General features: G+C 69.5%; 31 protein-coding genes and 1 pseudogene. 29 read left to right on the top strand and 3 right to left on the bottom strand.

Annotated elements, in window-relative coordinates; translation table 11 throughout:
- Positions 1-14 precede the first annotated feature (14 nt).
- The 10 genes from mlaD to hisD all read left to right on the top strand — a co-directional run bounded on the left by mlaD (position 15) and on the right by hisD (position 7,588).
- The gene (gene mlaD / locus AAG689_RS17255) at positions 15-491 is read left to right on the top strand and encodes an outer membrane lipid asymmetry maintenance protein MlaD (protein ID WP_020229032.1); all 477 of its coding nucleotides are present in this window, start codon (positions 15-17) and stop codon (positions 489-491) included.
- Entirely contained in the window at positions 488-1,222 is a 735-nt protein-coding gene (locus tag AAG689_RS17250) for a VacJ family lipoprotein (protein ID WP_406623023.1), read from the top strand. Before mlaD ends, AAG689_RS17250 begins: the two co-directional genes overlap by 4 nt.
- Before the next feature lie 137 nt (positions 1,223-1,359).
- Entirely contained in the window at positions 1,360-2,013 is a 654-nt protein-coding gene (locus AAG689_RS17245) for a phospholipid-binding protein MlaC (RefSeq protein WP_406623022.1), read from the top strand.
- Positions 2,014-2,283: a lipid asymmetry maintenance protein MlaB gene (locus tag AAG689_RS17240; RefSeq protein ID WP_020229035.1), complete on the top strand. Its 270-nt coding sequence runs from the start codon at positions 2,014-2,016 to the stop codon at positions 2,281-2,283.
- 30 nt (positions 2,284-2,313) lie between these two features.
- Entirely contained in the window at positions 2,314-3,228 is a 915-nt protein-coding gene (locus tag AAG689_RS17235; protein WP_406623021.1) for an ABC transporter ATP-binding protein, read from the top strand.
- Positions 3,225-3,980, top strand: a complete 756-nt coding sequence (locus tag AAG689_RS17230) for an ABC transporter permease (protein ID WP_406623020.1) — start codon at positions 3,225-3,227, stop codon at positions 3,978-3,980. The genes AAG689_RS17235 and AAG689_RS17230 overlap by 4 nt, the downstream gene beginning before the upstream one ends.
- 4 nt (positions 3,981-3,984) lie before the next feature.
- Complete coding sequence (locus tag AAG689_RS17225; protein ID WP_406623019.1) at positions 3,985-4,230, top strand: BolA family protein; 246 nt, start codon at positions 3,985-3,987, stop codon at positions 4,228-4,230.
- A 71-nt stretch (positions 4,231-4,301) separates the two neighbouring features.
- The gene (gene murA, locus AAG689_RS17220; RefSeq protein ID WP_406623018.1) at positions 4,302-5,612 is read left to right on the top strand and encodes a UDP-N-acetylglucosamine 1-carboxyvinyltransferase; all 1,311 of its coding nucleotides are present in this window, start codon (positions 4,302-4,304) and stop codon (positions 5,610-5,612) included.
- Positions 5,609-6,259 (top strand): ATP phosphoribosyltransferase, encoded by a 651-nt coding sequence (gene hisG, locus AAG689_RS17215; protein ID WP_020229040.1) that lies wholly within the window; start codon positions 5,609-5,611, stop codon positions 6,257-6,259. The genes murA and hisG overlap by 4 nt, the downstream gene beginning before the upstream one ends.
- A 6-nt stretch (positions 6,260-6,265) precedes the next feature.
- Complete coding sequence (gene hisD, locus AAG689_RS17210) at positions 6,266-7,588, top strand: histidinol dehydrogenase (protein ID WP_406623017.1); 1,323 nt, start codon at positions 6,266-6,268, stop codon at positions 7,586-7,588.
- Here hisD and AAG689_RS17205 read toward each other — a convergent pair.
- On the bottom strand, positions 7,575-7,871 hold the full coding sequence (locus AAG689_RS17205) for a DUF2917 domain-containing protein (RefSeq protein WP_406623016.1): 297 nt from the start codon (positions 7,869-7,871) through the stop codon (positions 7,575-7,577). The two genes, hisD and AAG689_RS17205, sit on opposite strands and share 14 nt — an antisense overlap.
- A gap of 144 nt (positions 7,872-8,015) precedes the next feature.
- On the opposite strand from AAG689_RS17205, the gene AAG689_RS17200 reads away from it, so the two are divergent.
- The 15 genes from AAG689_RS17200 (at position 8,016) to tatC (ending at position 18,878) form a co-directional block, all read left to right on the top strand.
- Positions 8,016-9,500 carry a PLP-dependent aminotransferase family protein gene (locus AAG689_RS17200; RefSeq protein WP_406623015.1) on the top strand — a complete coding sequence of 495 codons (1,485 nt, stop codon included), beginning with the start codon at positions 8,016-8,018 and terminating at the stop codon, positions 9,498-9,500.
- Positions 9,497-10,600, top strand: a complete 1,104-nt coding sequence (locus AAG689_RS17195; protein WP_406623014.1) for a pyridoxal phosphate-dependent aminotransferase — start codon at positions 9,497-9,499, stop codon at positions 10,598-10,600. Before AAG689_RS17200 ends, AAG689_RS17195 begins: the two co-directional genes overlap by 4 nt.
- Complete coding sequence (gene hisB / locus AAG689_RS17190) at positions 10,597-11,229, top strand: imidazoleglycerol-phosphate dehydratase HisB (RefSeq protein ID WP_406623013.1); 633 nt, start codon at positions 10,597-10,599, stop codon at positions 11,227-11,229. Before AAG689_RS17195 ends, hisB begins: the two co-directional genes overlap by 4 nt.
- 52 nt (positions 11,230-11,281) lie before the next feature.
- Positions 11,282-11,950: an imidazole glycerol phosphate synthase subunit HisH gene (gene hisH / locus AAG689_RS17185; protein ID WP_406623012.1), complete on the top strand. Its 669-nt coding sequence runs from the start codon at positions 11,282-11,284 to the stop codon at positions 11,948-11,950.
- Between the two features lie 50 nt (positions 11,951-12,000).
- The gene (gene hisA / locus AAG689_RS17180) at positions 12,001-12,741 is read left to right on the top strand and encodes a 1-(5-phosphoribosyl)-5-[(5-phosphoribosylamino)methylideneamino]imidazole-4-carboxamide isomerase (RefSeq protein WP_020229047.1); all 741 of its coding nucleotides are present in this window, start codon (positions 12,001-12,003) and stop codon (positions 12,739-12,741) included.
- Position 12,742: 1 nt separating this feature from the next.
- Positions 12,743-13,744: a UDP-glucose 4-epimerase GalE gene (gene galE / locus AAG689_RS17175; RefSeq protein ID WP_406626362.1), complete on the top strand. Its 1,002-nt coding sequence runs from the start codon at positions 12,743-12,745 to the stop codon at positions 13,742-13,744.
- A gap of 12 nt (positions 13,745-13,756) precedes the next feature.
- Positions 13,757-14,536, top strand: coding sequence for an imidazole glycerol phosphate synthase subunit HisF (gene hisF, locus AAG689_RS17170; protein WP_020229049.1), 780 nt, complete (start codon positions 13,757-13,759; stop codon positions 14,534-14,536).
- A gap of 94 nt (positions 14,537-14,630) precedes the next feature.
- Positions 14,631-15,020 (top strand): phosphoribosyl-AMP cyclohydrolase, encoded by a 390-nt coding sequence (gene hisI / locus AAG689_RS17165; RefSeq protein ID WP_034690988.1) that lies wholly within the window; start codon positions 14,631-14,633, stop codon positions 15,018-15,020.
- Positions 15,021-15,027: 7 nt separating this feature from the next.
- Entirely contained in the window at positions 15,028-15,405 is a 378-nt protein-coding gene (locus AAG689_RS17160; protein WP_020229051.1) for a phosphoribosyl-ATP diphosphatase, read from the top strand.
- Positions 15,402-15,785 carry a membrane protein gene (locus tag AAG689_RS17155; RefSeq protein ID WP_020229052.1) on the top strand — a complete coding sequence of 128 codons (384 nt, stop codon included), beginning with the start codon at positions 15,402-15,404 and terminating at the stop codon, positions 15,783-15,785. The genes AAG689_RS17160 and AAG689_RS17155 overlap by 4 nt, the downstream gene beginning before the upstream one ends.
- Positions 15,778-16,806, top strand: a complete 1,029-nt coding sequence (locus tag AAG689_RS17150) for a patatin-like phospholipase family protein (protein ID WP_406623011.1) — start codon at positions 15,778-15,780, stop codon at positions 16,804-16,806. Before AAG689_RS17155 ends, AAG689_RS17150 begins: the two co-directional genes overlap by 8 nt.
- 26 nt (positions 16,807-16,832) lie before the next feature.
- The gene (locus AAG689_RS17145) at positions 16,833-17,192 is read left to right on the top strand and encodes a histidine triad nucleotide-binding protein (protein ID WP_406623010.1); all 360 of its coding nucleotides are present in this window, start codon (positions 16,833-16,835) and stop codon (positions 17,190-17,192) included.
- Between the two features lie 73 nt (positions 17,193-17,265).
- On the top strand, positions 17,266-17,508 hold the full coding sequence (gene tatA, locus AAG689_RS17140) for a Sec-independent protein translocase subunit TatA (protein WP_020229055.1): 243 nt from the start codon (positions 17,266-17,268) through the stop codon (positions 17,506-17,508).
- Between the two features lie 12 nt (positions 17,509-17,520).
- Positions 17,521-18,009 (top strand): Sec-independent protein translocase protein TatB, encoded by a 489-nt coding sequence (gene tatB / locus AAG689_RS17135; RefSeq protein WP_020229056.1) that lies wholly within the window; start codon positions 17,521-17,523, stop codon positions 18,007-18,009.
- A gap of 80 nt (positions 18,010-18,089) precedes the next feature.
- Positions 18,090-18,878, top strand: coding sequence for a twin-arginine translocase subunit TatC (gene tatC, locus AAG689_RS17130; protein ID WP_406623009.1), 789 nt, complete (start codon positions 18,090-18,092; stop codon positions 18,876-18,878).
- 78 nt (positions 18,879-18,956) lie between these two features.
- Here the strand turns inward: tatC and AAG689_RS17125 are convergent, their stop codons facing one another.
- Positions 18,957-20,096: a S1C family serine protease gene (locus tag AAG689_RS17125; RefSeq protein WP_406623008.1), complete on the bottom strand. Its 1,140-nt coding sequence runs from the start codon at positions 20,094-20,096 to the stop codon at positions 18,957-18,959.
- 296 nt (positions 20,097-20,392) lie between these two features.
- Here AAG689_RS17125 and AAG689_RS17120 point away from each other — a divergent pair.
- From AAG689_RS17120 to pdxA, 3 genes and pseudogenes are all read left to right on the top strand, one after another.
- Positions 20,393-21,730 (top strand): annotated as a pseudogene (locus AAG689_RS17120) (MFS transporter).
- The gene (locus tag AAG689_RS17115; protein WP_406623007.1) at positions 21,727-22,476 is read left to right on the top strand and encodes a Nif3-like dinuclear metal center hexameric protein; all 750 of its coding nucleotides are present in this window, start codon (positions 21,727-21,729) and stop codon (positions 22,474-22,476) included. The pseudogene AAG689_RS17120 and the gene AAG689_RS17115 overlap by 4 nt, the downstream one beginning before the upstream one ends.
- Before the next feature lie 60 nt (positions 22,477-22,536).
- Positions 22,537-23,556, top strand: coding sequence for a 4-hydroxythreonine-4-phosphate dehydrogenase PdxA (gene pdxA / locus AAG689_RS17110; RefSeq protein ID WP_406626361.1), 1,020 nt, complete (start codon positions 22,537-22,539; stop codon positions 23,554-23,556).
- Positions 23,557-23,586: 30 nt separating this feature from the next.
- Here the strand turns inward: pdxA and mscL are convergent, their stop codons facing one another.
- The gene (mscL, locus tag AAG689_RS17105; protein ID WP_020229062.1) at positions 23,587-24,015 is read right to left on the bottom strand and encodes a large conductance mechanosensitive channel protein MscL; all 429 of its coding nucleotides are present in this window, start codon (positions 24,013-24,015) and stop codon (positions 23,587-23,589) included.
- 137 nt (positions 24,016-24,152) lie between these two features.
- Between mscL and petA the strand changes: the two genes are divergently transcribed.
- On the top strand, positions 24,153-24,752 hold the full coding sequence (gene petA, locus AAG689_RS17100; protein WP_024001596.1) for a ubiquinol-cytochrome c reductase iron-sulfur subunit: 600 nt from the start codon (positions 24,153-24,155) through the stop codon (positions 24,750-24,752).
- Positions 24,753-24,757: the final 5 nt, after the last annotated feature.

Here is a 24,757-nt window from a genome sequence, read left to right as displayed (position 1 = left end):
TGAGTCAAACAACCATGCAGCATTCCAAGAACGATCTCTGGGTGGGCCTCTTCGTGTTGCTGGGCGGCGCGGCGCTGGTCTTCCTGGCCCTGCAGTCGGCCAACCTGCTCAACCTGAACTGGCGCACCGGCTACGCGGTCACCGCGCGCTTCGACAACATCGGCGGTCTCAAGCCCAAGGCGGCGGTGCGCAGCGCCGGCGTGGTGGTGGGCCGCGTGCAATCCATCACGTTCGATGACACCACTTACCAGGCGCGCGTGACGCTGGACCTGGACAAGCGCTACGCTTTCCCCAAGGACAGCTCGCTCAAGATTCTCACCAGCGGGCTGCTGGGCGACCAGTACATCGGTATCGAGGCCGGCGCGGACGAGCACAACCTCGCCGAAGGCGACATGGTGACGGCCACGCAGTCGGCCGTGGTGCTGGAGAATCTGATCGGCCAGTTCCTCTACGGCAAGGCCGAGGAAAGCGGCGCGGGCAACAAGAAATGAAGAAAAACACCACGACGACACACGGCAGGCTGGCGGCGGCGCTCGGCGCAGCGCTGCTCCTGGCCGGCTGCGCCAGCGGCCCCCAGGCCAACCCGGCCGACCCCTTCGAGCCCTACAACCGCGGCATGACCACGTTCAACGAGAACGTGGACAAGGCCGTGCTCAAGCCCGTGGCCACGGCCTACCGCGACGTCACGCCGCAGCCCGTGCGCACCGGCGTGAGCAACTTCTTCGGCAACCTGGGCGACGCCTGGTCGTTCGTCAACAGCGTGCTGCAGCTGCGCGGCCGCGAGGCCTTCGACAGCCTGGTGCGCTTCGGCACCAACACGGTCCTGGGCCTGGGCGGCGTGCTGGACATCGCCAGCGAGGCCGGCATCGCGCGCCACAAGCAGGACTTCGGCCTGACGCTGGGCCGCTGGGGCGTGCCCACGGGGCCGTACCTGGTGCTGCCGCTGTTGGGCCCCTCCACGGTGCGCGACACGGCGGCCCTGCCGGTGGACCTGTATGCCGACCCGCTGCTCGCGGTCGATCCGGTGTCCGCCCGCAATTCGCTGTACGCGCTGCGCTTCGTCAACCGGCGCGCGGAGCTGCTGCGCGCCACCTCGGTGCTCGACGCGGCCGCGCTCGACTCCTACAGCTTCACGCGCGATGTGTACCTGCGCCTGCGCGCCGCTCCCGGCCAAACTGCCGATGACGGGGACGACGACGGCCGGCTGCCCGAGGACTATTGACGCTTCTCCCGCGCAGGTTGCAGTTGCTTGCATCCGCGTACCGTGGCGACGCACGGCGCGTGCGCCGCGCCCGTGACAATTCGCACTCCCGCGGTGCGGCCCCTCCGGTGCCGCACTCACCGAGAAAGGACCAGAACATGATGAACCGCCGCACGCTGAACCGCACCGCCGCCGCCCTTGCGGTCGTGGCCTGGATAGGGCTGCCCGGTGCCGTGCTGGCCGCCGACGAGGCGCCGGACGCACTGATCAAGCGCCTGTCGACCGACGTGCTGGAGACGGTGCGTGCCGACAAGTCCATCAAGTCCGGCGACGTGGACAAGATCATGGCGCTGGTGGACAAGACCATCCTGCCGCACGTGAACTTCCGCCGCATGACCGCCGCCGCCGTCGGCCCGGCCTGGCGCAAGGCCACGCCCGACCAGCAAAAGCGCCTGCAGGACGAGTTCAAGTCTCTGCTGGTGCGCACCTATTCCGGCGCGTTGAGCCAGGTGACGGACCAGACCATCGTCGTCAAGCCGCTGCGCGCCGCGCCGGACGACAAGGACGTGCTGGTGCGCACCGAGATCCGCGGCCGCGGCGACCCGGTGCAGCTCGACTACCGCCTGGAGAAGACCCCCGGCGACGGCGCGGGCTGGAAGGTCTACAACCTGAACGTGCTGGGCGTGTGGCTGGTGGAAACCTACCGCAACCAGTTCGCGCAGGAAATCAACGCCGCCGCTGACGGCCAGGGCATCGACCGCCTGATCGAGTCGCTGGCGGCGCGCAACAAGGCCAATGCCGGCGGCAAGTAAATGCTGGTGCTGCCGCCCGAACTCACCCACCGGCAGGCCGCGGCCTGCCTGCGCCTGCTGCTGCAGGGACTGAAGACCGAGCGTGAATCGCAGGTGGTGGTGGACGCCGGCGCGCTGACGGCCTTCGACTCGTCGGCCCTGGCGGTGCTGCTCGAATGCCGCCGCGCGGCGGTGCTGGAAGGCAAGGGCCTCGTCGTCAAGGCGCTGCCGCCGGCGCTGGCCAGTCTGGCGGGCCTCTACGGGGTACAGGAGCTGCTGCCAGCAGCGTGAAGGGGTACGGCTTAGAATCGCCGGTTCCCTATGTCCGCCGTCTCCTTCCAGTCCGTTTCCAAGACCTTTTCCACGCCCAAGGGACCTTTCCAGGCGCTGCACGACGTCAGCCTGGACATCGAGGAGGGCGAATTTTTCGGCCTGCTGGGACCCAACGGCGCGGGCAAGACCACCCTAATCAGCATCCTCGCGGGCCTTGCGCGCGCCACGCAGGGCCGCGTGCGCGTGCTGGGGCACGACGTGCAGGGCGACTTCGCCGCCGCGCGCCAGCGCCTGGGCGTGGTGCCGCAGGAGCTGGTGTTCGACCCCTTCTTCAACGTGCGCGAGACGCTGCGCATCCAGTCCGGCTACTTCGGCGTGAAGAACAACGACGCCTGGATCGACGAGCTGCTGGAGAGCCTGGGCCTGGCCGACAAGGCCACCGCCAACATGCGCCAGCTCTCGGGCGGCATGAAGCGCCGCGTGCTGGTGGCCCAGGCGCTGGTGCACAAGCCCCCCATCATCGTGCTCGACGAGCCCACGGCCGGCGTGGATGTGGAGCTGCGCCAGACGCTGTGGCAGTTCATCGCCCGGCTCAACAAGCAGGGCCACACCGTGCTGCTCACCACGCACTACCTGGAGGAGGCCGAGGCGCTGTGCACGCGCCTGGCCATGCTCAAGCGCGGCCAAGTGGTGGCGCTGGCGCGCACCTCCGAGCTGCTGCAGGCCGCCTCCGCCAACGTGCTGCGCTTCAAGACCGACGACGCGCTGCCCGCCGAGCTTGCGCCTCTGGCGCGCGTGACGGGCCGCGTGGCCCAGCTGCCCGCGCAGAACGCGCAGGAGATCGAGCGCCACCTGGCCCAGCTGCGCGCGGCCGGCGTGCGCGTGGAGGACGTGGAGATCCGCAAGGCCGACCTGGAGGACGTGTTCCTCAACGTGATGGCTGCCGAAGGAGCGCAGCGATGACCGGCTGGCAGACCCTGTTCTACAAGGAAGTGCTGCGCTTCTGGAAGGTGGGCTTCCAGACCGTGGCCGCGCCCGTGCTCACGGCGGTGCTGTACCTGCTGATCTTCGGCCACGTGCTCGAAGACCACGTGAAGGTCTACGACCGCCTGAGCTACACCGCCTTCCTGGTGCCGGGCCTGGTGATGATGAGCATTCTGCAGAACGCCTTCGCCAACAGCTCGTCCAGCCTGATCCAGAGCAAGATCATGGGCAACCTGGTGTTCGTGCTGCTCACGCCGCTGTCGCACCGCGCCTGGTTCGCGGCCTACGTCGGCTCTTCCGTGCTGCGCGGGCTGGCGGTGGGGCTGGGCGTGTTCCTGGTCACGCTGGCCTTTGCGGCTCCTGAGTTCGCCGCGCCGCTGTGGATCCTGGCGTTCGCGCTGCTGGGCGCGGCGCTGCTGGCCACGCTGGGGCTGATCGCGGGCCTGTGGGCCGACAAGTTCGACCAGATGGCCGCGTTCCAGAACTTCATCATCGTGCCCATGACCTTCCTGTCGGGCGTGTTCTATTCGATCCAGTCGCTGCCTCCGTTCTGGCAGGGCGTGAGCCACCTGAACCCGTTCTTCTACATGATCGACGGCTTCCGCTACGGCTTCTTCGGGGTGAGCGACGCATCGCCCTGGCTGTCCCTGGCCATCGTCGGCGGCGCCTGGCTGGCGGTGAGCGCGCTCGCGCTGCACCTGCTGCGCACGGGCTACAAAATCAGGAACTGACCCCATGACCGCAGACCAACTCAAGCACATCATCAGCGCGGGCCTGGCCTGCGAGCACATCTACCTGGAAGGCGACGGCCGCCACTGGTACGCCATCATCGTCTCGCCCGAGTTCGAGGGCAAGCGCCAGATCCAGCGCCACCAGCGCGTCTACGCCACGCTGGGCGCGCGCATGCAGACCGACGAGGTGCACGCGCTGTCGATGAAAACCTTCACCCCCGCGGAATGGGCGCAGGCCCAGGGCGAGTGAAACTCCTGTTTCCATAGCTGCTTGCGCTTGCTGGATAAGCGCTGCAGGCCGATTTGGCTCATAAAAACCCAATGGACAAACTCCTGATCCGCGGTGGCCGCCCCCTGGTGGGCGAGGTGCCGATCTCCGGCGCCAAGAATGCGGCCCTGCCGGAGCTGTGCGCCGCGCTGCTCACGGCCGAGCCGGTCACGCTCGCCAACGTGCCGCGCCTGCAGGACGTGGCCACCATGCTCACGCTGATCCGCAACATGGGCGTGCAGGTGGAGCGCATCGCCGCGCCCGGCTGCGAGGACACCGGCGCGGCGGGCGTGGTGCGCATCGACGCCAGCGGCCTGACCACGCCCGAGGCGCCCTACGAGCTGGTCAAGACCATGCGCGCCTCCGTGCTCGCGCTGGGCCCGCTGCTGGCACGCTTCGGCGAGGCCACGGTGTCGCTGCCCGGCGGCTGCGCCATCGGCTCGCGGCCCGTGGACCAGCACATCAAGGGCCTGCAGGCCATGGGCGCGGAGATCGTGGTGGAGCACGGCTACATGATCGCCAAGCTGCCCGCGGGGCGCACGCGCCTGCGGGGCGCGCGCATCGCCACCGACATGGTCACCGTGACCGGCACCGAGAACCTGCTCATGGCCGCCACGCTGGCCGAGGGCGAAACGGTGCTGGAGAACGCCGCGCAGGAGCCCGAGGTGGCGGACCTGGCCGAGATGCTCATCCGCATGGGCGCGCGCATCGAGGGCCACGGCACCAGCCGCATCCGCATCCAGGGCGTGGAGCAGCTGCACGGCTGCACCCACGCCGTGGTGGCCGACCGCATCGAGGCCGGCACCTTCCTGTGCGCCGTGGCCGCCACGGGCGGCGACGCGCTCCTGCGCCACGGCCGCGCCGACCACCTGGACGCGGTGATCGACAAGCTGCGCGAGGCCGGCGTGCAGGTGCAGGCCGAGGCCGGCGGCATCCGCGTGCGCAGCGCAGGCGGCCCGCACCTGAGGGCGCAGGGCTTCCGCACCATGGAATACCCAGGCTTTCCCACCGACATGCAGGCCCAGTTCATGGCCCTGAACGTGGTCGCGCAGGGCACGGCCACCGTGGCCGAGACGATCTTCGAGAACCGCTTCATGCACGTCAACGAGCTGCTGCGCCTGGGTGCCAGAATCCAGACCACCGACGGCCGCGTGGCCGTGGTCGAGGGCTTGGGCAGCGCAGCGCGCCTGTCGGGCGCCACCGTCATGGCCACCGACCTGCGCGCCTCGGCCAGCCTGGTCATCGCGGGCCTCGTGGCCAGCGGCGAGACGCTGGTGGACCGCATCTACCACCTGGACCGCGGCTACGACTGCATGGAAGCCAAACTGCGCGGCCTGGGCGCCGACATCGAAAGAATCCAATGACGCAGCAGATCACGCTGGCCCTCTCCAAGGGCCGCATCTTCGACGAGACCCTGCCCCTGCTGGCCGCTGCCGGCATCGAGGTGCTGGAAGACCCCGAGAAGTCGCGCAAGCTCATCCTGCCCACCAGCCGCCCCGAGGTGCGGGTGGTGCTGGTGCGCGCCACCGACGTGCCCACCTACGTGCAGTACGGCGGCGCCGACATCGGCGTGGCGGGCAAGGACTCGCTCATCGAGCATGGTGGCCAGGGCCTGTTCCGCCCGCTCGACCTGGGAATCGCCAAGTGCCGCGTGAGCGTGGCCGTGCGCGCCGACTTCGACTACGCGCAGGCCGTGCGCCAGGGAGCGCGCCTGAAGGTGGCCACCAAGTACACCAGCATCGCGCGCGACTTCTTCGCCACCAAGGGCGTGCACGTGGACATGATCAAGCTCTACGGCAGCATGGAGCTGGCGCCGCTCACGGGCCTGGCCGATGCCATCGTCGACCTGGTCTCCACCGGCAACACGCTCAAGGCCAACCACCTCGTCGAGGTGGAGCAGATCATGGACATCAGCTCCCACCTCGTCGTCAACCAGGCCGCGCTGAAACTCAAGCAGGCGCCGCTCAAGCGCATCATCGATGCGTTCGCCTCCGCCGTTCCGCAGGATTGATCCACTATGAAATTCGTAGCTGCTCCCGCTCGCCTGTCCACCGTTTCCAGCACTTTCGAGGCTGATTTCGCGGCGCGACTGCACTGGTCGGCCGAGCAGGACGCAGCCATCGAGCAGCGCGTGGCCGACATCCTGGCCGACGTGCAGGCGCGCGGCGACGCGGCGGTGCTCGAATACACGCAGCGCTTCGACGGCCTGCACGCGCACGGCGTGGCCGAGCTGGAGCTGGCGGCCGGCGAACTGCAGGCCGCCTTCGACGGCCTGCCCGCCGCGCAGCGCGAGGCCCTCACGGCCGCCGCCGCGCGCGTGCGCCGCTACCACGAGGCGCAGAAGAAGGCCAACGGCGAGAGCTGGAGCTACCGCGACGAGGACGGCACCCTGCTCGGCCAGAAGGTCACGCCGCTCGACCGCGTGGGCATCTACGTGCCCGGCGGCAAGGCCGCGTACCCGAGCAGCGTGCTCATGAACGCCATCCCCGCGCACGTGGCGGGCGTGGGCGAGATCGTCATGGTCGTGCCCACGCCGCAGGGCGCCAAGAACCCGCTGGTGCTCGCCGCCGCGCACGTGGCCGGCGTCACGCGCGCCTTCACCATCGGCGGCGCGCAGGCCGTGGCGGCGCTGGCCTACGGCACCGCCACCGTGCCCAAGGTGGACAAGATCACCGGCCCCGGCAACGCCTACGTGGCCAGCGCCAAGAAGCGCGTGTTCGGCACCGTGGGCATCGACATGATCGCGGGCCCGAGCGAGATCCTCGTGCTGGCCGACGGCACCACGCCGCCCGACTGGGTGGCGATGGACCTGTTCAGCCAGGCCGAGCATGACGAGCTGGCGCAGTCCATCCTGCTGTGCCCCGACGCCGCCTACATCGAAGCGGTGCAGGCCGCCATCGACCGGCTGCTGCCCGGGATGCCGCGCGCCGAGATCATCGCCAAGAGCCTCACCGGCCGCGGCGCGCTGATCTTCACGCGGGACATGGAAGAGGCCTGCGCCATCAGCAACCGCATCGCGCCCGAGCACCTGGAGGTCTCCAGCAGCGACCCGCACCGCTGGGAGCCGCTGCTGCGGCACGCCGGCGCGATCTTCCTGGGCGCCTACACCAGCGAGAGCCTGGGCGACTACTGCGCCGGCCCGAACCATGTTCTGCCCACGAGCGGCACGGCGCGCTTCTCATCGCCGCTGGGCGTCTACGACTTCCAGAAGCGCAGCAGCCTCATCGAGGTGAGCGGGCAGGGCGCACAGACGCTGGGCCGCATCGCCAGCGTGCTGGCCCACGGCGAGGGCCTGCAGGCCCACGCGCGCGCGGCCGAGATGCGCCTCACGCAGGACTGAGCGCCCAGCGCAGGCACGCGGCGGCGCGCCCGTCGGCGCTCACGCGCAGCCGCGCCGGCCCGGCGAATTGCAGGCGCTGGCCGGCCTCCAGGAAATGGTCTTCGAGGCGGCCCTCGCAGGTCAGCCACACGCGCCCGCGCTCGGCTTCGAGCACGGCGGTTTCGCCCTTGCGCACGTGCAGGATCTGTACGGGCTGCAGCGGCGCCAGAGGCTGGCGCTGCCAGGGCAGGGGGACGGGGGCAGGGAAAGCGGGGGAGGAAGCGGCGTAGTCCATGGCAGCCATGGTGCGCAGGCGCCCGTGCCGCCGCCAGCCACAGCCGCAGGCGATCCGGTGCAGTACAGCGCGCCGCCGCGGCGCGTCTGTACTGGTCGGCGTGGCCGGTGTCTGTGCTGCTTGGCAGGCTGCCGGCCAGTACAGAATGCCCGCATGTCCTCCGATGAAGCCCCGCCCCTGTACCAGCAGATCGCCGGCCAGCTCGCCGAGCTGGTGCGCAACGGCACGCTCGTGCGCGGCGAGAAGCTGCCCTCGGTGCGCGCGCTCGCGCGCCAGCACGGCGTGGCGCAGACCACGGTGGTGCAGGCCTTCCACTGGCTGGAGGACGCGCGCCTGGTCGTCGCGCGGCCGCGCTCGGGCTTCTTCGTCGCACCCCGGCCAGCGCCACTGCCCGAGCCCCAGGCCTCGCGCCCGCGCGGCCGTCCGCGCGAGGTGTCGGTGGACTGGCTGGGCCAGCGCATCCTGGGGCGCGAGCAGCCTGCGGGCTTGGTGTCGTTCAGCAGCGGCACGCCCGGGGCCGACATGCTCAACCCCGACCGCGTGCGCCGCGCCGTCACGCGCGCCGTGCAGCGCCACCGCCACCTGCTGTGCGCCTACCCTTCGGCCACGGGGCAGGAGGAGGCGCGCCGTGCGCTCGCGCGCTATGCCGTGGGGCTGGGCTGCACGCTCGACCCTGCCAACGTCATCGTCACCAGCGGCTGCATGGACAGCATCGGCCTGTGCCTGCGCGCGGTCACGCAGCCGGGCGACGTGGTGGCGATCGAGTCGCCCACGCATTTCTCCTTCCTGGAGGTGCTGCAGAGCCTGCACCTGCGCGCGCTGGAGATCCCCACGCACCCGCGCCACGGCCTGTCGCTGGACGCGCTGCAGCTCGCGCTGGACACGCAGCCGGTGAAGGCGCTGCTGCTCGTGCCCACGCTCAGCAATCCGCTGGGTGCCTGCATGCCCCAGCCCGAGCGCAGGCGCCTGGCGCAGATGGCGGCGCGCCACGGCATCGCGGTGATCGAGGATGCGATCTACAACGACCTCGCCGAGCCCGACGAGATGCGCCGCACCGTCAAGTCGTACGACGCCACGGGCCACGTGATGCTGTGCGACTCGTTCTCCAAGACCCTCGCGCCGGGCCTGCGCCTGGGCTGGGTGGAGGCCGGGCGCTGGGGCGAGCGGGTGCGCGCGATCAAGGACCTGCAGTCCGGCGGCCAGTCGGCCGTGCTGGAGCTGGCGCTGGCCGACCTCATCACCCAGGCCGGCCACGCCGCCGCGATGCGCCAGCTGCGCGCGCTGGCGGCGGCGCGGCTGGACGGGGCGCGCCATGCGATCGCCGCCCACTTCCCGCCCGGCACGCGCGTGAGCGACCCGCCCGGCGGCCTGCTGCTGTGGCTGGAGCTGCCGCGCGGGCTGGACGCGGTGCGCCTGCACGAGGCCTGCCTGGCCGAGGGCATCCTCGTCGCGCCCGGCACCGTGTTCAGCGCCAGCGCGCGTTTCCGCAACTGCCTGCGCATCGGCATGGGTGGCGACTGGACGGACCGGCATCTGGACGCGCTGCGCCGCGTGGGCGACATCGCCACGCGCATGGGCGAGCAGGCCCCGGCCACCGCCTACACTCGCCGTTCCCGCGAAACCGATCCCGCCGCATGACGCCCCCCACCGCCCCCGATCCGCTGCAGCGCATCCGCCCCGACGTGCGCGCCATGCACGCCTATCCCATTCCGGATGCCACGGGCTACCTGAAGATGGATGCAATGGAGAACCCCTTCGGCCTGCCTCCCGCGCTGCAGGCCGCGCTGGGCCGGCGCCTGGGCGCGCTGGAGATCAACCGCTATCCTGGTGCGCGCCAGGGCGAACTGCGGGCCGCGCTGGCCGCGCACGCCGGCGCGCCGCAGGGCAGCGCGCTGCTGCTGGGCAACGGCTCCGACGAGCTCATCAGCCTGGTGCAGATGGCCTGCGCGCAGCCCGGGGCAGCGGTGCTCGCGCCGGTGCCGGGCTTCGTCTACTACGCCATGGCCGCGCAGCAGCACGGCCTGCGCTACGTGGGCGTGGAGCTGGACGGTGAATTCCAGCTGCGCGAGCAGGCCATGCTGGATGCCATCGCCGCGCACCGCCCGGCCGTCACCTTCCTGGCCTATCCCAACAACCCCACGGCCACGCTGTGGGACGAGGGCGTGGTGCAGCGCATCGTTGACGCCGTGGCCGCGCAGGGCGGCATCGTGGTGATGGACGAGGCCTACCAGCCCTTCGCCAGCCGCAGCTGGATAGCCCGCATGCGGGCCGAGCCCGCGCGCAACGGCCACGTGCTGCTGCTGCGCACGCTCAGCAAGTTCGGCCTGGCGGGCGTTCGCCTGGGCTACCTGATCGGCCCGGCCGCGCTGGTGCACGAGATCGACAAGCTGCGCCCGCCCTACAACGTGAGCGTGCTCAACTGCGAGGCCGCGCTGTTCGCGCTGGAGCATGCCGAAGTTTTCGCCGCGCAGGCGGCCGAGCTGCGCGCCGCGCGCGCCGAATTGCTGGCCGCGCTGCGCGCCCTGCCCGGCGTGCTGAAGGTGTGGGACAGCGAGGCCAACATGGTGCTGGTCCGCGTGCGGGATTCCGCCAGCGCGCATGCGGGCATGGCCGCGCGCAAGGTTCTCGTCAAGAACGTTTCTACAATGCACTCATTGCTGGCCAACTGCCTGCGTCTGACGGTGGGCAGTGCCGCCGACAACGCCCAGATGCTCGCGGCGCTCCAGGCTTCCCTATGACCTCTTCCGCACTCGTTCCTTCCTCCCCCGAGCCCTGCGCCGACCGCACGGCCGAAGTCAGCCGCAACACGGCCGAAACCCGCATCACCGCGCGCGTGAACCTCGACGGCACGGGCGAGGCCCGCCTGAACACGGGCATCGGCTTCTTCGACCACATGCTCGACCAGATCGCACGCCACGGCCTCATCGACCTGGAGGTGCGCTGCGACGGCGACCTGCACATCGACGGCCACCATACGGTGGAGGACGTGGGCATCACCCTCGGCCAGGCTTTCGCGCGCGCCGTGGGCGACAAGAAAGGCATCCGCCGCTATGGCCACGCCTACGTGCCGCTCGACGAGGCGCTCTCGCGCGTGGTGGTCGATTTCTCGGGCCGCCCGGGCCTGCACCTGCACATCCCGTTCACGGCGGCGAGCATCGGCGGCTTCGACACGCAGCTCACCTACGAGTTCTTCCAGGGCTTCGTGAACCATGCGGGCGTGACCCTGCACATCGACAACCTCAAGGGCATCAACGCCCACCACCAGTGCGAGACGGTCTTCAAGGCCTTCGCGCGCGCGCTGCGCGCCGCGCTGGAGCGCGACCCGCGCGCGGCGGGCGTGATCCCGTCCACCAAGGGCTCCCTGTAGAAATTCCAAGCCAAATTGGCCTCTAACGCTTATCTGGCAAGCGCTGGCAGCTATGAATAGTGAAGCTAAAACCGTCGCGGTCGTGGACTACGGCATGGGCAACCTGCGCTCGGTCTCGCAAGCCGTGCTGGCCGCGGCGCAGGGCAGCGGCTGGCAGGTGACCGTCACCCGCCATCCCGACGAGGTGCGCGCCGCCGCCCGCGTGGTGCTGCCCGGCCAGGGCGCCATGCCCGACTGCATGCGCGAGCTGCGCGACTCGGGGTTGCTCGCCCCCGTGCTGGAGGCCGCTGCGGCCAAGCCCCTGTTCGGCGTGTGCGTGGGCATGCAGATGCTGCTGGACCACAGCGCCGAGGGCGACACGCCTGGCCTGGGCCTGATCCCGGGCGAGGTGCTCAAGTTCGACCTGGCCGGACGCACCCAGCCCGACGGCAGCCGCTACAAGGTGCCGCAGATGGGCTGGAACCGCGTGCGCCAGGCGCGCCGTGGAGGCAGCGCCCACCCGGTGTGGAGCGGCGTGCCCGACGACAGCTATTTCTACTTCGTGCACAGCTTCTACGCCCGCCCGCGCGATGCGGCGCACGTGGCGGGCGAGGCCGACTACGGCCAGCCCTTTGCAGCCGCCATCGCGCGCGATAATATTTTCGCCACGCAGTTCCACCCGGAAAAGAGCGCCGAGCACGGCCTGGCGCTGTTCCGCAACTTCCTGCACTGGAATCCCTGATCCTCAACCCGGCCGGGCTGCCCGTGCGCCCGAATCCTCGCTCCACATCTATGCTGCTCATCCCCGCCATCGACCTCAAGGACGGCCATTGCGTGCGCCTCAAGCAAGGTGACATGGATCAATCGACCACCTTCGGCGAAGACCCTGCCGCCATGGCGCGCAAGTGGGCGAACGCCGGCGCGCGCCGCCTGCATCTCGTCGACCTGAATGGCGCCTTCGCGGGCCAGCCCAAGAACAAGGCGGCCATCAAGTCCATCCTGGCCGAGGTGGGCGCGGACATCCCGGTGCAGCTCGGCGGCGGCATCCGCGACCTGGACACCATCGAGCGCTACATCGACGCGGGCCTGGCCTACGTCATCATCGGCACGGCGGCGGTCAAGAACCCGGGCTTCCTCAAGGACGCGTGCAGCGCCTTCGGCGGCCACATCATCGTGGGCCTGGACGCCAAGGACGGCAAGGTGGCCACCGACGGCTGGAGCAAGCTCACCGGCCACGAGGTGGTCGATCTGGCCAAGAAGTTCGAGGACTGGGGCGTCGAGTCCATCATCTACACCGACATCGGCCGCGACGGCATGCTCTCGGGCATCAACATCGAGGCCACGGTCAAGCTCGCGCAGGCGCTGACCATCCCCGTGATCGCCTCGGGCGGGCTCGCCGGCATCGCCGACATCGAGCAGCTGTGCGCCGTCGAGCGCGAGGGCGTGGAGGGCGTGATCTGCGGCCGCGCCATCTACAGCGGCGACCTGGACTTCGCGGCCGCGCAGGAGCGGGCCGATGAGCTCACGGCCTGAGGTGATCCTCGTCACCGGCGGGGCCGGTTTCATCGGCTCTCACACCTGCGCCGCGCTGGCAGCGCAGGGCGAGCGCTTCGTCATCCTCGACAACTTCTGCAACAGCCAGCGCCCGGTGCTGGAGCGCCTGGCGCGTATCACCGGCGCGCCGGTGGACTGCGTCGAGGGCGACGTGCGCGACGGCGCGCTGCTCGCGCGCGTGCTACGGGAGCGCTCCATTGGCGCCGTCATCCATTTCGCCGGCCTCAAGGCCGTGGGCGAGTCGGTGCGCGACCCGCTGCGCTACTACGACAACAACGTGGGCGGCACGCTCACGCTGCTGGCCGCGATGCGCGATGCGGGCGTGCGCACCGTGGTGTTCTCCTCCTCGGCCACGGTGTACGGCGATCCCATCACCTCGCCCATCCGCGAGGACTTCGCGCTGCAGCCCGCCAACCCCTACGGCTGGAGCAAGCTCATGGCTGAGCAGGCGCTGGCCGACGTGGAGCGCTCCGAGCCCGGCCAATGGCGCATCGCGCGGCTGCGCTACTTCAACCCCGTGGGCGCGCACGAAAGCGGCCTGATCGGCGAAGACCCGCAGGACGTGCCGAACAACCTCATGCCCTACGTGGCCCAGGTGGCCGTGGGGCAGCGGCCGGAGCTGTCCGTTTTCGGCGGCGACTATCCCACCGAGGACGGCACAGGCGTGCGCGACTACATCCATGTGAGCGACCTGGCCGAAGGCCACGTGGCCGCGCTGCGCTACCTGCGCGCGCACCCGGGCCTGCTCACCCTCAACCTGGGCACCGGCCAGCCCGTCTCCGTGCTGCAGATGGTGCATGCCTTCGAGCGCGCCAGCGGCCGCCCCGTGCCCTACCGCATCACCGACCGCCGCCCCGGCGACGTGCCCGCCTACTGGGCCGACCCGTCTCTGGCCGAGCAACGGCTGGGCTGGCGCGCCACGCGCGGCGTGGACCGCATGTGCGAGGACGTCTGGCGCTGGCAGAGCGGCGCCCATTCCTGAAGGGCTTTTCCCATGCTTGCCAAACGCATCATTCCCTGCCTCGACGTGACCGGAGGCCGCGTGGTCAAGGGCGTCAACTTCGTCGAACTGCGCGACGCGGGCGACCCCGTGGAGATCGCCGCGCGCTACAACGCGCAGGGCGCCGATGAACTGACTTTCCTCGACATCACCGCCACCAGCGACGGGCGCGACCTGATTCTGCCGATCATCGAGGCCGTGGCCAGCCAGGTGTTCATCCCCCTCACGGTGGGCGGCGGCGTGCGCACCGTCGAAGACGTGCGGCGCCTCTTGAACGCGGGCGCGGACAAGACCAGCTTCAACTCCGCCGCCATCGCCAACCCCGACGTCATCAACGCCGCCAGCGACAAGTACGGCGCGCAGTGCATCGTGGTGGCCATCGACGCCAAGCGCCGCCAGGGCGAGGACGTGCGCGAGCGCGGCGAGGGCTGGGACGTGTACAGCCACGGCGGGCGCAAGAACACCGGGCTGGACGCGGTGCAGTGGGCCTTCGACATGGCGCGCCGCGGTGCGGGCGAGATCCTGCTGACCAGCATGGACCGCGACGGCACCAAGAGCGGGTTCGACCTGCAGCTCACGCGCGCAGTGAGCGACGCGGTGGGCGTGCCCGTGATCGCCTCGGGCGGCGTGGGCAACCTTGAGCACCTGGCCGACGGCGTGCAGCAGGGCGGCGCCGACGCGGTGCTGGCCGCCAGCATCTTCCACTACGGCGAATTCACCGTGCGCGAGGCCAAGGAGCGCATGCAGGCGCGCGGCATTCCGGTCCGTCTTTGATATTCCAAGCCAAATCGGCCTCCAGCGCTTGTCCACCAAGCGCGGGCAGCTATTTCTTTGATAGTAGGAGCAGGCCATGAGCGACAATGCCCGCATGAACTGGCTCGATCAAGTGAAATGGGACGCGCAGGGCCTGGTGCCCGCCATCGCGCAGGAGGCCGCCACGGGCGACGTGCTGATGTTCGCCTGGATGGACCGCGAGGCGCTGGCCAGGACGGCCGAGCTGGGCCGCGCGGTGTACTTCAGCCGCTCGCGCGGCAAGCTGTGGTTCAAGGGCGAGGAATCGGGCCACGTGCAGACGGTGCACGAGATCCGCCTGGACTGCGACAACGACGTGGTGCTGCTCAAGGTGACGCAGCTCGGCCACGAGCCCGGCATCGCCTGTCACACGGGGCGGCACAGTTGCTTCTTCAGCGTGCTCAAGGACGGTGCATGGCAAGCCGTCGATCCGGTCTTGAAAGACCCCGAGTCCATCTACAAATAATCCACTCATGTCCAGCAACGATTCCCTGGCCCGCCTGGCCGCCATTATCGAAAGCCGCAAGGCGGCGAACGGCGGCGACCCCGAGAAAAGCTACGTGGCCCGCTTGTTGCATAAGGGGCCCGACGCCTTTCTCAAGAAGATCGGCGAGGAAGCCACCGAGTGCGTCATGGCCGCGAAGGACGTGGACCACGGGGCGGACAAGGCCAAGCTGGTCTACGAAGTGGCCGACCTGTGGTTCCACTCGATGATCGCGCTGGCCCACTACGGGGCCACGCCGGCCGACGTGATCGCCGAGCTGGAGCGCCGCGAAGGCACCAGCGGCATCGAGGAGAAAGCCCTGCGCAAGGCCGCAGCCCGTGCAACCGAAGAAGGAGGTCCGAGGTGAACAACGACATCATCGACGTGGAGCCGAATCAGCGTGCCGAATCGCTCAAGACCGTCGGCTGGGTCAGCTACATCCTGCACCTGATCGTCGCCGTGGCGGCCGTCGTGCCGGGCGCGCAGCCCAGCGCGGCGCTGCTGATCGTGGCGCTGGTCATCGACCTCGTGAAGAAAAGCGACGCCCAGGGCACCTGGCAGGCCAGCCATTTCTCGTGGCGCATCCGCACCGTGATCTGGGCCGGGGTGCTCTACGTGGTCACCGCGCCGCTGTGGATCTTCATCTTCCCGGGCTGGATCGCCTGGGGGCTGATCTCCATCTGGTTCCTCTACCGCATCGTGCGCGGCATGGTCGAGATGAACAAGGGCCAGGCCATCCATGCCTGAGGCGGGGGGCACGCAGCGGCTCAACCTCGCCCTGCAGGGCGGCGGCTCGCACGGCGCGCTCACCTGGGGCGTGCTCGACGCCCTGCTGGAAGACGGCGGCTTTTCCTTCGACGGAGTGAGCGGCACCAGCGCCGGCGCCATGAACGCCGTGGCCCTGGCCCACGGCTTCGCCGAGGCCGCGCAGGAGCATTCCGACCCGCACGAGGCGCACCTGGCCGGCTGCGCGCAGGCGCGCGCCACGCTCACGCGGCTGTGGGAGGGCGTGGGCACGCTCGGCAGCCTGATGTGGGGCGTGCCGCTGCCGGGCGCGAAGGCGCTCATGGGCCTGTGGACCCAGTGGCTCTCGCCCTACCAGACCAATCCGCTGGACATCAACCCGCTGCGCCGCCTGCTGGAGCGCGAGGTGGACTTCGAGCGCCTGTGCGCCACGCACGCCCGCATCCCGCAAGTGTTCGTGTGCGCGACCAACGTGCGCACCGGGCGCGGTGAGATCTTCACCGGCAAGCGCCTGAGCGCCGACGCGGTGATGGCGTCCGCCTGCCTGCCCATGCTGTTCAAGGCCGTGGAGATCGGCGGCGAGCACTACTGGGATGGCGGCTATTCCGGCAACCCGGCCCTGCACCCGCTGATCTACAAGACCGAATGCAGCGACGTGCTGCTGGTGCAGATCAACCCCATCGAGCACGCGGGCGTGCCGGGCAGCGCGGCGGAAATCATGGAGCGCATGAACGAGGTGACCTTCAACGCCAGCCTGCTGGCCGAGTTGCGCGCCATCGAGTTCGTGCGTCGCCTGCTGGCCGAGGGCAAGCTGGACCCGCGCCGCTACAAGAGCGTGCGCATGCACCGCATCGACGGCGGCGCGGTGCTCGCGCCCTTCGGCTCGTCGAGCAAGGTGCGCGCGGACCTGTCCTTCGTGCGCCAGCTCTTCGCCCTGGGCCGCGAGGCCGGCGAGCAGTGGCTCGCGGGCCACCGCGGCGACGTGGGCGTGCGCCCGAGCGTGAACATCGCGGACAATGCGTAGAGCGTGCGACACGCGCTCCAACCACCATGCAACACGATCCGAACTGCCTTTTCTGCAAGATCATCGCCGGCCAGATTCCCTCGAAGAAAGTCTACGAGGACGAACAGGTCTTCGCCTTCCACGACATCCAGCCCTGGGCGCCGGTGCACTTCCTCATGGTGCCCAAGACGCACCTGCATTCCATGGCCGCCGTCACGCCAGAGCATGCGGGCCTGCTGGGCCACATGATGGCCCTGGCGCCGCGCCTGGCGCAGGAGCAGGGCTGCAACCCGTACCCGGAAGGGGGCTTTCGCATCGTAGTCAACACCGGCACCGAGGGCGGGCAGGAAGTCCATCACCTGCACATGCACGTGATCGGCGGCCCGCGCCCCTGGCGCAAGGGCTGACGCCGGCAGGGATATGCGGCGGCAGGCGACATGCCCCGCGTCTAGAATGGCCTGTATTCGTTAGGAGATTTCCATGGGTTCGTTTTCCATTTGGCACTGGCTCATCGTGCTGCTCATCGTCGTGATGGTGTTCGGCACGAAGAAGCTCAAGAACATCGGCTCCGACCTCGGCGGCGCGGTCAAGGGCTTCAAGGACGGCATGAAGGACGGCGCCAGCGATGACGCCGCCTCCGCCAGCGCGCCCGCCGGCCAGGTGACCAACACCACCGCGGCCGACAAGACCACCATCGACGTCGAAGCCAAGCACAAGAGCTGATCGCGCGCGTCCATGATCGACATCGGCCTGTCCAAGATGGCGCTCATCGGCGCCGTCGCACTCATCGTCATCGGCCCCGAGAAGCTGCCGCGCGTGGCCCGTACCGTGGGCACGCTGCTGGGCAAGGCGCAGCGCTACGTGGCCGACGTGAAGGCCGAGGTCAACCGCTCCATGGAGCTGGACGAGCTGCGCAAGATGAAGGACACGGTGGAGAACGCCGCGCGCGACGTGGAGCAGAGCATCCAGACCAGCGCCTCTGATTTCCAGAAGGACTGGGACGCGGGCGTGGCCGGCCTCACGTCCGACAGCAGCACGGATGACGGCGCGCTGCAGGCGGCATCTTCCTCCACCATCGTCCCGGCCTACAAGCACCCCGGCAAGAACTGGCGCCTCAAGCGCGGCGCGGTGCCGCAGTGGTACAAGTCGCGTGCCGGCGTGCGCACCAAGGCGCAGTCCGGCGCGGCGCGCGTGGCGCGCTTCCGGCCCCAACGATTCCATTGACCCCGCCGTGACGGCGGCCCCATCGCCCACGCCGCCCGCGCGGCCCGCGTGCATGCAGCCGCCCAGGCCCCACCCCCACCATGTCCGAAACCCCCGATAAAGAAGACGAGCTGGCCGGCACCGAGCAGCCTTTCGTGCAGCACCTCATGGAGCTGCGCGACCGCCTGCTCAAGGCGCTGGTCGCCGTAGGCATCGTCGCTGCGGTGCTGTTCTTCTTCCCCGGCCCCGGCCGGCTCTACGACTTCCTGGCCGCGCCGCTGGTGGCCCACCTGCCGCAGGGTGCGACGATGATCGCCACCTCGGTCATCTCGCCGTTCATGGTGCCGCTCAAGATCCTGCTGATGTCGGCCTTCCTGGTCGCGCTGCCCGTGGTGCTCTACCAGGTGTGGGCCTTCATCGCGCCGGGCCTGTACTCGCACGAGAAGAAGCTGGTGCTGCCCTTGGTGGTCTCCAGCACGGTGCTGTTCTTCATAGGCGTGGCCTTCTGCTACTTCTTCGTGTTCGGCCAGGTGTTCAGCTTCATCCAGGGCTTCGCGCCCAAGAGCATCACCGCTGCGCCGGACATCGAGGCCTACCTGGGCTTCGTGATGACCATGTTCCTGGCCTTCGGCCTGGCGTTCGAGGTGCCCATCGCCGTGGTGGTGCTGGCGCGCCTGGGCGTGGTGAGCGTGGACAAGCTCAAGAGCTTCCGCGGCTACTTCATCGTGGCCGCCTTCGTGGTCGCCGCCATCGTCACGCCGCCGGACGTGGTGTCGCAGCTGGCACTGGCCGTTCCCATGTGCCTGCTCTATGAGCTGGGCATCTGGGCGGCGCAGATCTTCATCCGCACCACCAAGGCGCCGGAGGACAGCGCGGAATCGGCCTCCTGAAAGATCAGGCATAAAAATAGCTGCCAGCGCATGCTAAGCAAGCGCTGGCAGCTATTTTTTTGATAGTGCCGTGGCGGATCAGCGCCGCTGCTGCAGCCGCGGGCGCGTGCCGGGCACTACGGAAACCTCCATGCGCGCATCGCCGCGCTGCAGGTCGAAGGGCGCGGCCGTGCCGGGCTTGAGGGCGGCCACCGCCGTGAGCAGCTGCGACACGTTGTTGGTGGCCTTGCCATCCACGCGCAGGATCACGTCGCCCGGCCGCACGCCAGCCTGGGCCGCGGGGCCGCCCTGCAGCACGCCGGTGATGATGACGCCCTCGGTGGCCTGCACGCCGAAGGTCTGTGCCAGCTCGGGCGACAGCTCGTTGGGCTCCACGCCGATCCAGCCGCGCGTCACCTGGCCGTCGCGCACGATGCCGTCCAGCACCAGCTTGGCGGTGGAAACGGGGATGGCGAAGCCGATGCCCATGCTGCCGCCCGAGCGCGAATAGATGGCGGTGTTGACGCCCATGAGGTTGCCGTTCACGTCCACCAGCGCGCCGCCGGAATTGCCGGGGTTGATGGCCGCGTCGGTCTGGATGAAGTTCTCGAAGGTGTTGATGCCGAGCTGGCTGCGCCCCAGCGCCGAGACGATGCCGCTGGTCACCGTCTGGCCTACGCCGAAGGGGTTGCCGATGGCCAGCACCTGGTCGCCCACGGCGAGCTGGTCCGAGTCGCCCAGCACGATCACGGGCAGCTTGTCGAGCTCGACCTTCAGCACGGCCAGATCGGTCTCGGGGTCGGTGCCGATCACGGTGGCGCGCGCGCGGCGGCTGTCGGTGAGCGTCACCTCGATCTCGTCGGCGCCTTCCACCACGTGGTTGTTGGTGAGGATGTAGCCGTCGGGGCTGATGATCACGCCGCTGCCCAGGCCCGTCTGCGCCTGCGTGCCCTGGTCGCCGAAGAAGAACTGGAACCACGGGTCGTTGCTGCGCGGATGGCGCACGGCTTTGCTGGTGTTGATGCTCACCACCGCCGGTGCCGCCTTGCGCGCCGCGGCGCTGAAGCTGCCCGCGGCGGGCTGCGCGACGGGGGCGGAGGGCGCCTCGATCAGCGAAATGCCCGCGCCGCTCCGGGTCGCGCCGCGCTGCAGCCAGCTGGGCTGCAGGGTGGCGACGACGAAGTAGGCGGCGGCGAGCACCGTCACGGCTTGGGAAAACAGCAACCAGTAGCGCTTCATGATGCGGGGCTTCGGCTCGAGGGAGGAAAACGCCGCCATTGTCGCGCGTTTGCGGGGAGCGGCCGGGCGCAGGCCCCGGCCCTGTGCACGGCAGGGGAAACGGGCAGTGTCCTGAAAGAAACTAGGGTTAACCCTAGAATGAAGTCCGCTGCATCGGCCATCCGTTCCCTGCGGCCCGGCGCACCCGCCCGGCCTGCATGCCCAGACCCTATCCGGATCGTTCCCCGAACTGGCCCGCTGCCCTGCCAAGCGCCCAGGGCCCGCGCAGCGCTCGCAAGTTAGCCGGAACGCATCCCATGACCACACTCATCTCCGCCGCGCCCCTCCCGGGCACGGGCGCACACCATCGTCCCCTGACCCGCGGCGACTACAAGACGCTGGGCCTGTCCGCCCTGGGCGGCACGCTGGAGTTCTACGACTTCGTCGTCTTCGTCTTCTTCGCCAACGTGATCGGCGCGCTGTTCTTCCCTCCCAGCCTGCCCGACTGGATGCGCCAGCTGCAGACGCTGGGCATCTTCGCGGCGGGGTACCTCGCGCGGCCCATCGGCGGCGTGCTGATCGCGCACTTCGGCGACATCCTGGGCCGCAAGCGCATGTTCACGCTCTCCATCTTCCTGATGGCCGTGCCCACGCTGGTCATCGGCCTGCTGCCCACGTACGCCGCCATCGGCGTCGCCGCACCCATCCTGCTGCTGCTGATGCGCGTGCTGCAGGGCGCGGCCATCGGCGGCGAGATGCCGGGCGCCTGGGTGTTCGTGGCCGAGCACGCACCCGCGCGGCACTACGGCTTCGCCATCGGCGCGCTGACCTCGGGCATCACGGGCGGCATCTTCCTGGGCTCCATCCTCGGCGTGTGGCTCAACAGCACCTACAGCCAGGCGGAGATCCACGACTGGGCCTGGCGCATTCCGTTCATCCTGGGCGGCGTGTTCGGGCTGGTGTCGGTGTACCTGCGCCGCTTCCTCGAAGAAACGCCGATCTTCAAGGAACTGCAGGCGCGCAAGGCCGAGGGGCGCGAACTGCCCATCAAGACCATCCTGCGCGACCACCGTGAGGCCTGCGTGCTGGTGGCGCTCATGACCTGGGTGCTCTCCACCGCCATCGTGGTCGTGGTGCTGCTCGCGCCGTCCTATCTGCAGAAGATGTTCCACATCGAACCGGCGCTGGCGCTCAAGGCCAACGCGGTCGCCACGGTCACGCTCACGCTGGGCTGCGTGTTCTGGGGCTGGCTGTCCGACCGGGCCGGTACGCGCGCCGCCATGATCGTCGGCTGGCTGGGCATGAGCACGACCTGCTACTGGTTCTACCTGGGCCTGCCGGGCGATGCGGCCTCGCTCGTCTGGCAATACGGCCTGGCGGGCTTCTTCGTGGGCGCCATTGCGCTGCTGCCGGTGGTCGGCGTGCGTGCTTTCCCTCCGGCGGTGCGCTTCACGGGCCTGTCGTTCGCCTACAACCTGGCCTATGCCGTGTTCGGCGGGCTCACGCCCATGCTGGTGTCGGTGTAGCAGCAGGCCGACGTGATGGCGCCCGCGCACTACGTGGGCGCGATGGGCGTGCTGGGCGCGGCCATCGGCTTCTGGCCGCTGGCCTGCCGGGGCTGGCAGGCACGATCGGCAGCACAATTGCGGGCATGACCACGCGACAGGAACTGCTCTCCCATTTCGACGCGCTGCTGCAGCCCGAGCGCTTCAAGGACTACGGCCCCAACGGCCTGCAGGTCGAGGGCCGGCCCGAGATCCACCGCATCGTCAGCGGCGTGACGGCCAGCCGCGCACTGATCGATGCTGCGATCGCTGCCGGTGCCGATGCCATCTTCGTGCACCATGGCCTGTTCTGGCGCGGCATGGACGGCCGCGTGACCGGCTGGATGAAGCAGCGCCTGCAGCGGCTGCTGGCGCACGACATCAACCTCTTCGCCTACCACCTGCCGCTGGACGCGCACCCCGAACTGGGCAACAACGCGCAGCTCGGCCGCGTGCTCGGCTGGCAGGCCGACCAGCGCTTCGGCGAGCAGGAGCTGGGCTTCGCCGCGCCCGCCGATTTCGCCGGTGCCGTCGATCTGGCCGCCCATGTGCAGGCCGTGCTGGGCCGCAGCGTGACGTTGGCCGAGCCCGAGGACGCGCGCCCCATCCGCCGCGTGGCCTGGTGCACGGGAGGCGCGCAGGGCTTCTTCGAGGCCGCCATCGTCGCAGGGGCCGACGCCTTCCTCACCGGCGAAATCTCCGAGCCCCAGGCCCATCTGGCGCGCGAGACGGGCGTGGCCTTCATCGCCGCGGGCCACCATGCCACCGAGCGCTACGGCGCGCCCGCCGTCGCGGCGCACGTGGCGGCGCAACTGGGGCTGTCGCATGAATTCATCGAGATCGACAATCCCGCCTGACTATCGTTTTGATAGCTGCTTGCGCTTGTGCATCAAGCGCTGGAGGCTGATTTGACCAATATTCCCCTCATCGCCATCACACAGGGCGACCCCGCAGGCATCGGCCCCGAGATCGTCGCCAAGGCGTTCCGCGACGCGCCGCACGAGATGCGCGGCTGCTTCGCCGTGGGCGACGTGGCCACGCTGCGCCGCGCCGCCGCGTGCATCGGGCGGCCTGGCGTGCCCGTGGCCTGCATCGACGGCCCGCAGGACGCGCATGGCGTGCCGCCGCGCTGCCTGCCCGTGCTGCAGTTGCCCGGCCTCGCGGGGCCGGCGCCGTGGGGCGTGGTGAGTGCGCAGGCCGGGCGCGACGCGGCCGCCTGCGTGGTCTGGGCCGCGCGCGCCGCGCTGCGCGGGGAGATCGCCGCCCTGGTCACTGCACCGCTGCACAAGGAGGCGCTGGCCGCGGCTGGCGTTGACTTTCCCGGTCACACCGAGCTGCTGCAGGCCGAGGCCGCGCACCACGCGGGCGTGCCCGTGGCACGCATGCCGGTGCGCATGATGCTGGCCAACGACGAACTGCGCACGGTGCTGGTCAGCATCCATGTCTCGCTGCGCGAGGCGATCGCCGCCGTCACGCCGGACAACGTGCTGCAGACCCTGCGCATCACGCATGCGGCGCTGTCGCGCAGCCTGGGCCGCGTGCCGCGCATCGGCGTGGCAGGGCTCAACCCGCATGCAGGCGAGGGCGGCCTGTTCGGCCGCGAGGAGCTGGACGCCATCGCCCCGGCCATCGCCGTGGCGCGCGCCGAGGGCATCGACGCGCACGGCCCGCATGCACCCGACACCGTCTTCATGCGCGCACGCAGTGCGCCCGGGCGCGCGGGCGAGTTCGACGTGGTGCTGGCCATGTACCACGACCAGGGGCTGATCCCCGTGAAGTACCTCGGCGTGGACAAGGGCGTGAACGTGACGCTGGGCCTGCCGCTAGTGCGCACCAGCCCGGACCACGGCACTGCGTTCGACATCGCGGGGCAGGGCGTGGCCGATGCCTCCAGCCTCGTCGAGGCCGTGCGCATGGCGCGCAGGCTGGCCGCGTAAAAAAGCCCGCTCATCGGCGGGCTTGGGGGTTCAGCGCTTGAGGCTGTCGCGGATCTCGCGCAGCAGCTGGATGTCCTCCGGCGTGGCCGCCGGTTCGGCCGGCGCGGGAGGCGCCTCGCGCTTGAGGCGGTTGATCTGCTTGACCATCATGAAGATGATGAACGCGAGGATGACGAAGTTCACCAGCACGGTGATGAAGCTGCCATAGGCCAGCACGGGCACGCCGGCCTTGCGCAGCGCATCCAGCGTATGCGGCGTGCCTGCGGGCACGCTGCCCAGCACCAGGAACAGGTTGGAGAAATCCAGCTTGCCGAACACGAGGCCGACGACAGGCATGATGAGGTCGCTGACCACCGAGTCGACGATCTTCCCGAATGCCCCTCCGATGATCACGCCCACGGCCAAGTCGATCACGTTGCCCTTGACCGCAAACTCCCTGAATTCTTGTGCGATGCCCATGCCACTCGTCCTTTGATATAGATGAAAACACTGAAGTATTGCCTAGCTTACTGGGGTTCACCGCGTTGGAATAACCATTTTCACTCCGCTACAATTTGCGGTTGACCCCCCAATAGCGATGCATACCGAGGATCCCCATGAGTGAAACTCCGATCGACTCCAGCAAGCGGACGTGGCTGATTGCGTCCGGCTGCGCTGGTGCGGTGGGCGGCGTGGCGACCGCCGTTCCTTTTGTGAGCACGTTCCAGCCGTCCGAAAAGGCCAAGGCTGCGGGCGCTGCCGTCGAGGTGGATATCTCGGGGCTCAAGCCCGGCGAGAAGATCACCGTGGAATGGCGCGGCAAGCCCGTGTGGATCGTCAAGCGCACGCCCGAGCAACTCGCGGAGCTGCCCAAGCTCGACAGCCAGCTGGCCGACCCGCAGTCCAAGCGCAATCCCGCCGAGCTCACGCCCGAATACGCGCGCAACGAGTGGCGCTCCATCAAGCCTGAGGTGCTGGTGGCCGTGGGCATCTGCTCGCACTTGGGCTGCTCGCCCTCCGACAAGTTCACGCCGGGCGCGCAACCTTCGCTGCCCGACGACTGGAAGGGCGGCTTCCTGTGCCCCTGCCATGGCTCCACCTTCGACATGGCCGGCCGCGTGTTCAAGAACAAGCCCGCGCCCGACAACCTCGAAGTGCCGCCGCACACGTACCTGTCGGAGACCAAGCTCCTGATCGGTGAAGACAAGACGGCTTGAGGGAG

Origin of the sequence: Acidovorax sp. SDU_ACID1, assembly GCF_045291395.1 — a bacterium.
In the GTDB taxonomy this organism is placed as follows: Bacteria; Pseudomonadota; Gammaproteobacteria; order Burkholderiales; family Burkholderiaceae_C; genus MR-S7.
Note: the sequence above shows the minus strand (reverse complement) of the source record. Positions and strands in the feature narration are given on the sequence as shown.